The organism is Flavobacterium xizangense, assembly GCF_054075145.1.
In genome coordinates this window covers 833,794-846,573 of record NZ_JBSIPG010000001.1, presented here as the reverse complement: position 1 = coordinate 846,573, position 12,780 = coordinate 833,794, and the positions used below count along the sequence as shown (strand labels likewise).

At 34.1% G+C, this 12,780-nt stretch carries 11 protein-coding genes; 9 read left to right on the top strand and 2 right to left on the bottom strand.

The genetic code is table 11. From position 1 onward, the window contains the following. Nucleotides 1–10 precede the first annotated feature (10 nt). Nucleotides 11–781, top strand: coding sequence for a nucleoside transporter family protein (locus tag ACWA1B_RS03560; protein ID WP_456904488.1), 771 nt, complete (start codon nt 11–13; stop codon nt 779–781). Between the two features lie 11 nt (nt 782–792). Continuing rightward, nucleotides 793–1,146 carry a hypothetical protein gene (locus ACWA1B_RS03555; RefSeq protein ID WP_035646182.1) on the top strand — a complete coding sequence of 118 codons (354 nt, stop codon included), beginning with the start codon at nt 793–795 and terminating at the stop codon, nt 1,144–1,146. A gap of 38 nt (nt 1,147–1,184) precedes the next feature. Here the strand turns inward: ACWA1B_RS03555 and ACWA1B_RS03550 are convergent, their stop codons facing one another. After that, nucleotides 1,185–1,694: a hypothetical protein gene (locus ACWA1B_RS03550; RefSeq protein WP_456904487.1), complete on the bottom strand. Its 510-nt coding sequence runs from the start codon at nt 1,692–1,694 to the stop codon at nt 1,185–1,187. Nucleotides 1,695–1,748: 54 nt separating this feature from the next. Further along, nucleotides 1,749–2,300, bottom strand: coding sequence for a hypothetical protein (locus tag ACWA1B_RS03545; protein WP_456904486.1), 552 nt, complete (start codon nt 2,298–2,300; stop codon nt 1,749–1,751). 116 nt (nt 2,301–2,416) lie between these two features. Here ACWA1B_RS03545 and ACWA1B_RS03540 point away from each other — a divergent pair, with 116 nt between their 5' ends. From ACWA1B_RS03540 to ACWA1B_RS03510, 7 genes are all read left to right on the top strand, one after another. Continuing rightward, a complete protein-coding gene (locus ACWA1B_RS03540) occupies nt 2,417–5,191 on the top strand; it encodes a 2-oxoglutarate dehydrogenase E1 component (RefSeq protein ID WP_456904485.1) in 2,775 nt (924 codons plus the stop codon). A gap of 80 nt (nt 5,192–5,271) precedes the next feature. Then, on the top strand, nt 5,272–6,513 hold the full coding sequence (gene odhB, locus ACWA1B_RS03535; RefSeq protein ID WP_456904484.1) for a 2-oxoglutarate dehydrogenase complex dihydrolipoyllysine-residue succinyltransferase: 1,242 nt from the start codon (nt 5,272–5,274) through the stop codon (nt 6,511–6,513). Between the two features lie 218 nt (nt 6,514–6,731). Next, nucleotides 6,732–9,212, top strand: a complete 2,481-nt coding sequence (locus ACWA1B_RS03530; RefSeq protein WP_456904483.1) for a TonB-dependent siderophore receptor — start codon at nt 6,732–6,734, stop codon at nt 9,210–9,212. Nucleotides 9,213–9,268: 56 nt separating this feature from the next. Next, a complete protein-coding gene (locus ACWA1B_RS03525; protein WP_035646195.1) occupies nt 9,269–9,601 on the top strand; it encodes a hypothetical protein in 333 nt (110 codons plus the stop codon). A gap of 11 nt (nt 9,602–9,612) precedes the next feature. Continuing rightward, nucleotides 9,613–9,915: a hypothetical protein gene (locus tag ACWA1B_RS03520; protein ID WP_456904482.1), complete on the top strand. Its 303-nt coding sequence runs from the start codon at nt 9,613–9,615 to the stop codon at nt 9,913–9,915. Between the two features lie 3 nt (nt 9,916–9,918). Further along, nucleotides 9,919–11,469, top strand: a complete 1,551-nt coding sequence (locus tag ACWA1B_RS03515; protein WP_456904481.1) for a PepSY-associated TM helix domain-containing protein — start codon at nt 9,919–9,921, stop codon at nt 11,467–11,469. 174 nt (nt 11,470–11,643) lie between these two features. Further along, nucleotides 11,644–12,768, top strand: coding sequence for a PepSY-associated TM helix domain-containing protein (locus ACWA1B_RS03510; RefSeq protein WP_456904480.1), 1,125 nt, complete (start codon nt 11,644–11,646; stop codon nt 12,766–12,768). Nucleotides 12,769–12,780: the final 12 nt, after the last annotated feature.

The window sequence follows — 12,780 nt, the reverse complement described above, 5'->3', positions numbered from 1 at the left end:
ACAAAACTTTATGAATCAACTAATAAATGTTCTTTTCTTTAATGACAAAAATTACAATGCAAAAATGCAGTTGTTTTTTGCAGTCTGTTTTCCTTTTTTTACCATTTTGGCATTAGGAATCGACAGTGTCTCTTTTACCGAACATTATTTTGATGGGCGTCAGATTACAAATGTCTTATCCATATTATATTTTTGCTTTTTCTTCTGGTCTTCAGATGCTTATTTGAGAAAACTAATGTTTGTAATGGTATTTTTATCCTATCTGGGTGAATTTATTTTCTGCACTTTGCTCAAAATGTACGATTACCGAACTGCATTTATTCCAATATATGTTCCTTTTGGACATGCTATTGTTTTTGCTTCAGGTTATGTTTTTGCTCACACACAACTAGCCGTTAAAAAGGATAATTTATTTAGAAAATGCTTTGCAGGAGCTTTTACCTTAATGTTTTTAGCTGTCGGATTCTTTCTAAAAGATATTTTTTCGCTTATTTTTGGGATATTTTTCTTTTTGCTTTTAAAAAGAAAAAAATGGCAAAATTTATATTATTTCATAGCCCTTTGTGTTATATTTATTGAATTGGCCGGAACCTACTTTAAATGCTGGAAATGGGCACCCAAAACCTTCGGATTAATTCCGACATCTAACCCGCCAATGGGAGCTGTTTTTTTCTATGCAGGAGGCGATATTTTGCTGACTAAAATTGTTGATTATTGGAAATCAAAAACAACAAATAAACGCATTGAAATTATTATTGACTCAGAAAATTGCCATTTCTAATTTTTAAAATTATGTATGTTTCGCCATTAAATACAGAATTATTATTTGAAGAAGCCCAAAAGGAATCTTTGTACTTAAAATTAATCGAGCAGATTAATAAAGATTTTAATTTGGCCAATGAAGGAATCGATTTCCCTTTGAGTATTTCGCCCGAAGAATTAAAAATTCAGCTTCACGAAAAAATCTACCGAATGATTCAGTACAAATTTGCTGAATATTTAAATCTCTTATATATAATAGACGTTCCAGAAAACGAGATCAAACAACTCGATGGCTCTGATTTAGTAATTCTGGCTGAACAAGTTTCTTTTTTGATTTTAAAACGAGAATGGCAGAAGGTTTGGTTTCGGAATTATTACAAGTAAAGGTTCTGAGGCGCTAAGATGCTAAGATTCTACGTTTTTCACTTTGCAACTTCTACTTTTAATATTTCATTATCTAATTTCGAATAAGTTATTTTAACTGATAAATCATTTTTAAAAACTCCATTATTTGTATTACCAAAATGATTAAATCTACCTAATAATACATCATTGTATCTAAACTGGACAGAATCAACCGCAAAGCTTTCCCAAGTAATAGTTCCCATTTTCTTAACTTCTTCTTTCCTTTCAAAATCAGTAATTATACCTTCGACTACTGACACGTTTGGAGAGTTGAAAACATTCTGAATTCTTTTTTCTGTAGTATCTGTTGTGTAAAACTGCAAATAAAAAAACATAGTTACTGATAGACTAAAAACGGCGCCAATTGTCCACAATAATATCAATTTTTCATAGTCATCATTTTTCCTTTTGAATTTTTTAATCAAAATCCAAAGAATAAGCGAGACAATTGCAATCCAAAAAAAGACTGCAAAAGATCTTGTATTAGAAGGTAATTCCGATATAGACCAATAAGTATAATACTTCATAAAAAACCTTGGAATCTCAGCATCTTATTCACGATAGCTATCGGGATAGCACCTTTAAAAATAAACCCTCACAAAAGGCATAAATCCAGATCCATAAAGGCTTTTATTCGGATTATACAAAACATCATAACGCGCGCCTATAGTAACATTATTTGTCCTATACCCTGCACCCAGATATAATGCAGTATTCCAATAGCTATCTGAATAGGACGGAAAATTATAGGTAGCTTCATATTGGGTATCAACTCTTACTTGTTCTAATTCAGCGGATAATTGAATTTCCGGAATTGGATTTACCAAGCCGATAAGGCTTCCACCCCAAACAAAAGATTCATAATAGTTTTTTTGATATAAATAACCAAACTGCAGTCCAGCACCTACTGAAACTATGGGGTTGATGTTGTAAATAGCACTCGGCATAACCGAAATATTGGTGTAACCTGATCCAAAACCCAATCCAAGTCCACCACCAAACTGAACCTTATCCCAAAAATGATTGCTATTGTCAATGACATAATTTTGTTGTGCATTTCCAACGTTGAAAAATAATACAGCCAAAATCACAAAAAAAGAATTGAAAACGATTGAATTTTGATTTTTACTCATAGTTAACGTTTATTTTAACAAATTTTTACGTAAAAGTACGTAAAAAAAAGATTTAAATAAATGTGATTGTTGTACTTTTGCGTTTCTATTTAACAAAAAGTATATTCACTAATATTATGGATAGGTTTTCATTTTTAAATGCAGCGCATACCGAGTTTTTTGCACAATTATACGATCAATATTTAGTTAACCCAGACAGCGTTGAGCCTAGCTGGAGAAGTTTTTTTCAAGGTTTTGACTTTGGAATGACGACTTATAACGACGAAAATCCAGTGCAAACGATCGTTGAGTACGTGACTAGCGATAATACAGATTACAGTCAGATTTCTGAAAAACTAAAGAAAGAATTCAATGTTCTTAAATTAATTGACGGATACCGTACACGTGGGCATTTGTTCACTAAAACAAACCCTGTTCGTGACCGCAGACAATCTTCTCCAACTTTAGATATCGAGAACTTCGGATTATCAGCAGCTGACCTTTCAACTGTTTTTGATGCTGCGCAGACAATCGGAATGGTGCCTTCATCTTTGCAAGATATCGTAAATCGCCTAAAAACTATTTACTGTCAGCATATTGGTATTGAATATATGTACATCAGGAATCCTGGCGTTGTAAAATGGATTCAGGATAAATTAGCTGTAAATACAAATCAGCCAAATTTCTCTACAGAAGAAAAGAAAACAATCTTAAATAAATTAAACGAAGCTGTATCTTTTGAAAACTTCCTTCATACTAAATATGTTGGACAAAAACGTTTCTCATTAGAAGGTGGAGAATCTATCATCCCGGCTTTAGATGCTTTAATCGAGCAAGCTGCTGAAAAAGGTGTTGAACAATTCGTAATGGGAATGGCACACCGTGGCCGTTTGAACGTTTTGGCAAACATCTTCGGAAAATCTACTCAGGATATTTTTGGTGAATTTGACGGAAAAGATTACGATCAGGAATATTTTGACGGTGACGTAAAATACCACTTAGGTCTTACTGCCGACAAAAAAACAAGATCAGGAAAAAGCATCAACATCAATTTAGCACCAAACCCTTCTCACTTAGAAACAGTTGGAGCTGTAATTGAAGGTATTACAAGAGCTAAACAAGATAAATACTACGCTGACGATTTCTCTAAAGTATTACCTATCGCCGTTCACGGAGATGCTGCAATTGCAGGACAAGGTATCTTGTACGAAATCATTCAAATGGCGCAACTTGATGGTTACAAAACTGGAGGAACAATCCACATTGTAATTAATAACCAAGTTGGATTTACAACTAACTATTTAGATGCTCGTTCTTCTACTTATTGTACAGATGTTGCTAAAGTAACTTTATCGCCAGTATTACACGTAAATGCTGATGATGCAGAAGCTGTTGTACACGCTGTATCTTTTGCATTAGACTACAGAATGCAATTTGGACGTGACGTATTTATCGATTTATTAGGATACAGAAAATACGGTCATAACGAAGGTGATGAACCTCGTTTCACGCAGCCGGTTCTATACAAAATCATTGCTAAACATACAAACCCAAGAGACATCTACGCAGAGAAATTACTTTCTGACGGCGTAATCGACGCTTCTTATGTTAATGCTTTAGAAAAAGAATACAAATCTGCTTTAGAGGAAAATTTAGAAGCTTCCCGTAAAAAAGATTTGACAATCATAACTCCATTCATGAAAAACGAATGGGACGGATTTGTTCAGGTAACAGATACACAAATGCTTCAAAAAGTAGATACTACTTTTGACAAAAAAGGATTGGATTCTATCATCAATACAATCTCAACGTTACCAGCAGACAAAAAATTCATTAGTAAAATAACTAAAATTGTTACGGATAGAAAAACAGGATACGACAACAATACTGTTGACTGGGGAACTGCAGAAGCACTAGCTTATGGTTCTCTTTTAACAGAAGGATTTGATGTTCGTATTTCTGGTCAGGATGTTGAACGTGGTACATTCTCTCACCGTCACGCTGTAGTTAAAGTAGAAGATTCTGAAGAAGAAGTAATTCTTTTAAATGGCATTGAAAACAAAAAAGGAAAATTCGGTGTATTCAATTCACTTTTGTCTGAATATGGCGTTTTAGGTTTTGATTACGGATATGCATTAGCAAACCCAAAAGCCTTAACAATTTGGGAAGCACAATTTGGAGATTTCTCTAACGGAGCTCAAATTATGATTGACCAATATATTTCTTGTGGAGAAGATAAATGGAACAACCAAAATGGGATTGTTTTATTATTGCCTCACGGATATGAAGGTCAGGGAGCTGAACACTCTTCTGCAAGAATGGAACGTTACTTACAACTTTGTGCAAGACAAAATATGTATGTTGCTGACTGTACAACGCCAGCAAACTTCTTCCACTTGTTGAGAAGACAAATGAAAACGAATTTCCGTAAACCTTTAGTAGTTTTCTCTCCAAAAAGTTTATTACGTGATCCAAGATGCGTTTCAACTGTTGATGAATTAGCAACCGGAAGTTTCCAGGAAACAATTGACGATAATACAGTAGATAAAAAGAAAGTAAAAACTTTGGTTTTTGTTACTGGTAAATTCTATTACGACATCGTTGCAGAAAGAGAAAACAACGGAAGAAATGATGTTGCAGTTGTTCGTATTGAGCAATTATTCCCTTTCCCAGTTGAGCAAATCAAAGAAATCATTGCAAAATATCCAAATGCAGATGATTATGTTTGGGCTCAGGAAGAACCTAAAAACATGGGAGCTTATAGCTTTATGTTAATGAACTTTGATCTTGTTAAATGGAGATTGGCTTCATTAAAAGCTTATGCTGCTCCTGCATCTGGAAGTTACACACGTGCAAAACGCCGTCATGCAGATGCAATTAGAATGGTATTCGATAAAAACTTATTCAGATAAAAAAAATGTTTCAAGTTTAAAGTTTCAGGTTTATTATTGACATGAAACTTTAAACGCTACAACCTTAAACAAAAACAAAGATGATTTTAGAAATGAAAGTCCCATCACCAGGGGAATCAATAAAAGAAGTTGAAATTGCAACTTGGTTAGTAAAAGACGGAGATTATGTAGAGAAAGATCAGGCTATTGCTGAAGTTGATTCAGACAAAGCTACTCTTGAGTTACCTGCTGAAATGAGTGGTGTAATTACACTAAAAGCTGAAGAAGGTGATACAGTAGCAGTTGGTGCTGTAGTTTGTTTAATTGATACAGATGCTGCAAAACCAGCAGGAAGCGCCCCAGCTGCACCAGCAGCAGAAGCTCCAAAAGCTGAGGCACCGAAGGCAGAAGTAAAAGCTGAAGCTCCAAAAGCAACTCCAGCTCCGGCAGCAGCACCAAGTTATGCAGCAGGAACTCCATCTCCTGCAGCAAGAAAAATATTAGACGAAAAAAATATTGCTCCGGCAACTGTTTCAGGAACTGGTAAAGGCGGAAGAATTACTAAAGACGATGCTGTAAATGCAGTACCATCTATGGGAACTCCAACTGGTGGAAGCCGTGGAACTGAGCGTACAAAATTATCTATGTTACGTCGTAAAGTAGCAGAAAGATTAGTCTCAGCTAAAAACGAAACAGCTATGCTTACTACTTTCAACGAGGTAAACATGACGCCAATCAACCAAATTCGTAATGAATACAAAGATGCTTTCAAAGCAAAACATGGTGGTTTAGGTTTAGGCTTCATGTCATTCTTTACAAAAGCGGTTACAAGAGCTTTAGAATTATATCCAGATGTTAACTCAATGATGGATGGTGACTACAAAGTTGCTTATGACTTTGCTGATATCTCAATCGCAGTTTCTGGACCAAAAGGATTAATGGTTCCTGTTGTTCGTAATGCTGAATTATTAACTTTCCGTGGAATTGAAGCTGAAATCAAAAGATTAGCTTTAAGAGCTCGTGATGGTCAAATTACAGTTGACGATATGACTGGAGGAACTTTCACAATCACTAACGGTGGTGTTTTCGGAAGTATGTTATCTACTCCAATCATTAACCCTCCTCAATCAGGTATCTTAGGAATGCACAATATTATTGAGCGTCCGATTGCTGTAAACGGAAAAGTTGAAATTCACCCAATGATGTACGTTGCACTTTCTTACGATCACAGAATTATTGACGGACGTGAGTCTGTTGGTTTCTTGGTTGCTGTTAAAGAAGCTTTAGAAAATCCATTAGAATTATTGATGAATGGAGACGCTAAACGTGCTTTAGAGTTGTAATTTTAAGTAATTTTAGACAATATAAAAGCCTGTTCTTTCATTAGAACAGGCTTTTTTTTTGCTTAATATTAGCTTAAGATTGGCTTAAGATGTTAATTTTTTGAATTATTCAAAAAATAAATCCTCAAAAAATAATTTATTTAGAATAAATAAAAATAGCTTGTATAGTTAGCGATCAAGACATAAATTTGCGCTATTAAAATCAATTCTAAATAAAAATGAAATATAAAATTACATTTTCACTTTTGACTTTGTGTTTTGTTTTGCTTTCAGGCACATCAATTTGGGCGCAACAAAAAGCAACTATTAAAGGTCAAATCAGTTTAGTAAATAATCAAGCTGCAGATAATATTTCGATAGTATTAAAAGGCACAAAAATTGGGACCAACACAGACAGTAATGGTAACTACGAAATCAAAAACGTTAAGCCAGGTAATTATATTCTGCGCGTTTCTGCTGTAGGTTTCACCTCTAAAGAAAAAAACATTACACTTAATAGTGGAGATGAAATTATAGAGAATTTCACAATTATTTCAAATTCAGAGCAATTAGATGAAATTGTAATCAACGGAGGAAACAAAAAAAATCCTTTAGCTCGTAAGGAAACACAGCAAGTATCAAGATTACCACTTAAAAATCTTGAAAATCCACAAGTTTACACTACAATTACAAGCGAACTTTTAAAAGAGCAAGTTGTTACAAATATTGACGATGCACTTAAAAATGCGCCAGGATTAACACCGCTTTGGGCTTCAACTGGACGTGGTGGCGATGGTGCAGGATATTTCTCTTTAAGAGGATTTGCTGTTCAGCCAACAATGATCAACGGATTGCCAGGATTAACAAACGGAAGTTTAGATCCAGCAAACATTGACAAAATCGAAGTAATCAAAGGACCATCTGGAACTTTATTTGGAAGCAGCTTAATCTCTTACGGAGGTTTAATCAACATGACTACTAAAAAACCTTACGATCATTTTGGTGGCGAGGTAAATTACACAGCTGGAAGTTATGGCTTAAACAGAGTTACTGTAGACGTTAATACACCATTAGACGAAGAGCATAAAATAAACTTCCGTTTAAACACTGCTTATCACACTGAAAATAGTTTTCAAGATGCAGGGTTCAGAAAATCGTTTTTCTTTGCTCCATCATTATCATACCAAGTAAGTGACAAACTTTCTTTTTTCATCAATACGGAATTCATGAGCAATGAAGCAACTAATCCCACTATGTTGTTTTTAGATAGAGGTGCACCGCTTAGGGTACACAATATCGACGAATTAGGTTATGACAACAAACGTTCTTATACTAGCAACGAATTATCTATAAAAACTCCATCATATAACCTTCAAGGACAAATGATGTATAAATTCAATGACCAATGGACCTCACAAACTGTTGTATCTAGAGGTTCATCAAAATCAGATGGATATTACTCATATTTATACGAAGGAACGCAATACTATCCAGGAATTACAGAAGGAATTGTTTTAGCCCGTTACATGAACTACCAAAACTCTACTACCCTTACAACTGATATTCAACAAAACTTTATTGGTGATTTTGTTATCGGAAGCATGAGAAACAGAATTGTTGCTGGTCTTGACTACTTCAACAGAGGTGGTATTGATAATGGTACAAGTTATGTTGGAAATGGAGGTATTTACATTGGAAATCTTGACACAAAAACAGTAAATGAAGAATTTTTCGGAATTACTGATCCCGCTAAATATATTACAAACGGCGATAGTGGAAAATTAACAAAAGCTGGATCTGATGCGCTTTTAGCTGATGCTACTATGACAAATGCTAAAACAAAACAAGAAGTTTACAGCGCTTATTTTTCAGACGTAATCAACTTTACTCCTTCTTTATCTGCAATGGCAAGTTTACGTGTTGATCGTTTTATGACTGCTGGTGATGTAGCAACTAAAGATGATGATTTTAACCAAACTGCATTTTCTCCTAAATTTGGATTGGTTTATCAGCCAATTATTGACAAAGTATCGATTTTTGCAAACTACATGGATGGTTTTGCAAACTCTGCTCCTGTAACAGAAATTTTATCTGATGGAAGCAGACGTCCAAGAACTTTTAAACCAGAACACGCTAATCAATTTGAAGTTGGAACTAAATTAAACATCTTTAAAGATAAACTTTACGCTACATTCAGCTACTATGATATTCAGGTAAAAGATCAGGTTTATATCGTTTACACTGCAACAACTCAGACAGCGTTTCAAGATGGAGCACAAAGAAACAAAGGTTTCGAAGCTGAATTCATTGCAAATCCTATCGACGGATTAAACATTGTTGCAGGATACAGCTATGTTGATGCTATCTTAAATGCTGGAGATCCATCTTTTGTAGGACATAGACCTGAAAGCTCTGGACCAAGAAACTTAGTAAACTTTTGGGCTAGCTATAAATTTCCAGAAGGAGACTTAAACGGTTTTGGTTTAGGTTTTGGAGGGAATTATGCTGACAAGAACTTAATTATGAACAGAAATGTTGTTGGTCAATTTACAATTCCATCTTACACTGTTTTAAATTCATCTATTTTCTACGGAACAGAAAAATATGTTTTGACTCTAAAACTTGACAATATCGCTAACGTTGATACTTATGACGGATGGTCTACAATCCACCCAAGAAACATGAGAAGCGTTGCAGCAAGTTTTTCTTATAGATTCTAATTAATAAAAAACACCTTTCTGATTTAACAGAAAGGTGTTTTTAAATTCTATAAATCATGATAACATTAGCCAGTCTTATCGTCTTTTTAGCTTTTTATACACTTTATTACACTTCAAAAAGAGCTGTTTTATCGTATGATTTGGGCTTTGAAAAATGGATGAAGCGAAATCCAAAACAAACTAAAATCACCGGCTTATTTTTACTAGCGACTGCTTATGCAATGTGGCTTTTTGCAAAATCATTGTGTTGTGGCACTTTGATGTTTTTTATTCAGTTGATGACCGTTGGAAGCCTAATCATTATTCTGACTCCATTAAAAAAAGTAAACAGCAAAGCGCTTTTAGCAATCTTGCTCTTTGTTGCGATTTTGGAATTTTACTACAACTAAACCTTAATTACATGCCAGCAAATCCAAAATATTTAACTCCGGCTTTTTTGCCTCGTTTTCTCAAAATTACAGCGGCGATTTTAGGAGGTTACTTTGTATCTGTCACTTTTCATTTGGCTTTAGCTGCCTGGTTCAATCGTGCAGATGTACTGATTACAATGGCTTTCAGCGGATTCATTCTTTGGGTAGCATTAATGGTAATTGCTTTTTTGGCCAAAAGCGGCTGGAAAATCTGGGGCATTTATATTCTTTTAAGTCTTATTTTTTGTCTTTTTATCTACTTGGGTCAAACCTATAATCAAACAGCGCATTAATCTATGAACAACCGTCATTATAATATCTATTTTCATACACATACTGTCAGTGGAATTGTAATCAGCGTAGTACTATTTGTAATTTTCTTCGCTGGATCTTTTTCTTTTTTTAGAGATGAAATTGTCAATTGGGAAAGAAGTGAATCTACAGCACAAACAAAAGAAATTCAGTTAGACTACAACAATGCCCTTCAGCATCTTGACAAAAAATATGTTTTGCACGCAAGAAATATTACTATTTCTAAACCTTCAATAGAAAATCGAGTTGCTGTTTCACTTGAAGGAACAAAAGACTCATTGGCTCCAAAAAAACAACGTCTTGGAGATTTCTTTTATCTGGACAACAAAAGCTACAAATCCTATACTTACGAAGAAGCTTATTCTTTGGGAGAATTATTATATCGTCTGCATTTTCTGGCTCAAATCCCTTATCCGGCCGGATATTATCTTTCTGGATTTACGGCTTTATTTTTCCTATTCGCAATTATAACAGGAGTTTTATTGCATTGGAAAAAAATTGTATCAAACTTTTATATTTTCCGTCCAAAAGAAAAACTAAAAACACTTTGGACAGATGCTCATACCGCTTTAGGAATGATTGGACTTCCTTTTCAATTTGTTTATGCTGTTACTGGTGCGTTTTTCATGATCAAACTTTTGATTGTCGCTCCTGCAGTGATGGCATTATATGGAGGCGATCAAGACAAATTATATAAGGAACTGGAATACACAGATGCTGATTATAAGTTTGAAAAAAAGAAATTAGCAAATCCGTTTAACATAAATCAGCTTGTAGCAAAAGCAAAAAGTAATTGGTCCGATTTTGAAGTTACACGCGTATATATCCAAAATTATGGTGATGTCAATATGCATGTTTTGGTTGAAGGCGAAATGCTTAATCATAAAAAATTTACCGGAATTGGAAAAATTGATTATCGTGTTGCCGATGGAAAAGTAATTGCTAAAAAAGATCCTATTTTACAAACCAGCTACTTAGACGTTGTAAAGAACGTTTTATACCGAATTCATTTTGGCGATTACGGTGGCTATGCATTAAAAATCATCAGTTTTATTTTAGGAATTATAACTTGCTTTGTCATTATTTCAGGAGTGATGATTTGGTTGGTTGCCAGACAAAAAAATAATCTGCCTGAAAAGAAAAGACGTTTCAATGCCGCAGTTGTCCGAATTTATTTGGCGATCTGTTTGAGTATGTATCCTATTACGGCTTTGGCTTTTATTGGAAGTAAAATATTTTATCCTTTAAGTCAATTTGATTTATTTACACTTTATTTTGGCGGATGGCTTGTCTTGACAATTTTCTTTATCATCAAAAAGAATAATGGATTTACAAACACATTCTGCTTAATTTCAGGAAGTATTTTAGGATTCTTAATTCCAATTACTAATGGAATCGTTTCTGGAGAATGGTTTTGGACTTCATTCATGGAAAACAAAATTCAGATTTTCTTTATTGATGTTTTTTGGATTTTCCTGGCAGCAATTTCATTATATGTGGCTTATCATTTAAAAACCAAAAAAGCCGTTTCATAAAAAAACTGAAAGGAGTTTCTCTCGCAGATTCCGCAGATTTAACAGATAATATTTTAAAAAAATCCGCCAAATCTGCGGAATCTGCGTGAGAAAAAAACTTTACCACAAACAAAATAATTAGAATTATTTGTCCCAAATGAATTTTGAGCATAATTTTACGCTTTTAATCAAAAAATGGGATTCAAAACGAAAATACGTTTTCTGCATAAATGGCTCGGATTAGTTTCCGGGCTTATTGTTTTTATAGTTTGTATTACCGGCTGCATTTTCTGTTTTCATGATGAAATAAAAGACATTACTAGAAAAGAATGGCGATTGGTTGAACCTCAAAATAAACCATTTTTAATGCCTTCTTTTTTGGAAGAAAAAGCAAAAGAAATTGTTCCCCAATATAAAATCAGTATGATTTCTTATTACGGAAAAAACCGTTCTGCAATTGTTTATACCTATTCTGATACCGAAAATTTATATCTCTATTTTAATCCATACACAGGTCAATATTTAAAAACCGAAAATCCGAAAACTGATTTTTTCATTATAGTAGAATACATTCATTTGTATTTGCTTTTGCCAGATTATATTGGCAAGCATATTATTGGCGGCTCAACTATTGTTTTTATTTTATTGTTAATTTCAGGGATAATTCAATGGTGGCCAAAGCGAAAAAGTGACATCAAAAGAAGTTTCACCATTAAATGGAATGCAAGATGGCGTCGAGTAAATTATGACTGGCACAATACATCCGGATTTTATATTGCGCTAATTGCACTCATTCTTGCCATTACCGGATTAACTTTTACCTACGAATGGGTTGGTGACGGAATTTATAAAACATTTAATTTTGGTGGAGACAAAGCAACCGAAACAAAAACGCCTACAATTGACACCACAAAATTCAAAACAAATTCAGTTACTGCAATTGATAAAGCTTTCATTCAAACAATGAAACTTCAACCAAAAGCCGAAATGTTTTTTGTAATGATTCCGCAACAAAAAGGCGATATTGTGAGTACGGGTGCTTATCCACATGCGTTACGATACGATCAGCAAAGCAATTATTACTTTCATCCTTCTAACGGAAAATTAATTCAAAGCCAGACTTTCGATAAAAAAACTTTAGGACTTCAGGTTGTCGAAATGAATTATGGAATTCATACAGGACAAGTTTTAGATCTGCCCGGAAAAATAATAGCTTTTACAGTTAGTCTTATTGCATCAGCATTGCCTGTAACCGGTTTTGTCATTTGGTTTGGACGCCGAAAAAAGTCAAAAAAGAGCATAAAAAAACCGTCTAGTTAAAGAACGAGACGG

What these genes read in the sequence shown, in the direction of transcription:
- ACWA1B_RS03560 (WP_456904488.1), top strand. Translation starts at nt 11, where the DNA reads ATGAATCAACTAATAAATGTTCTTTTCTTTAATGACAAAAATTACAAT.
- ACWA1B_RS03555 (WP_035646182.1), top strand. Translation starts at nt 793, where the DNA reads ATGTATGTTTCGCCATTAAATACAGAATTATTATTTGAAGAAGCCCAA.
- ACWA1B_RS03550 (WP_456904487.1), bottom strand. Translation starts at nt 1,694, where the DNA reads ATGAAGTATTATACTTATTGGTCTATATCGGAATTACCTTCTAATACA.
- ACWA1B_RS03545 (WP_456904486.1), bottom strand. Translation starts at nt 2,300, where the DNA reads ATGAGTAAAAATCAAAATTCAATCGTTTTCAATTCTTTTTTTGTGATT.
- ACWA1B_RS03540 (WP_456904485.1), top strand. Translation starts at nt 2,417, where the DNA reads ATGGATAGGTTTTCATTTTTAAATGCAGCGCATACCGAGTTTTTTGCA.
- odhB (WP_456904484.1), top strand. Translation starts at nt 5,272, where the DNA reads ATGATTTTAGAAATGAAAGTCCCATCACCAGGGGAATCAATAAAAGAA.
- ACWA1B_RS03530 (WP_456904483.1), top strand. Translation starts at nt 6,732, where the DNA reads ATGAAATATAAAATTACATTTTCACTTTTGACTTTGTGTTTTGTTTTG.
- ACWA1B_RS03525 (WP_035646195.1), top strand. Translation starts at nt 9,269, where the DNA reads ATGATAACATTAGCCAGTCTTATCGTCTTTTTAGCTTTTTATACACTT.
- ACWA1B_RS03520 (WP_456904482.1), top strand. Translation starts at nt 9,613, where the DNA reads ATGCCAGCAAATCCAAAATATTTAACTCCGGCTTTTTTGCCTCGTTTT.
- ACWA1B_RS03515 (WP_456904481.1), top strand. Translation starts at nt 9,919, where the DNA reads ATGAACAACCGTCATTATAATATCTATTTTCATACACATACTGTCAGT.
- ACWA1B_RS03510 (WP_456904480.1), top strand. Translation starts at nt 11,644, where the DNA reads ATGGGATTCAAAACGAAAATACGTTTTCTGCATAAATGGCTCGGATTA.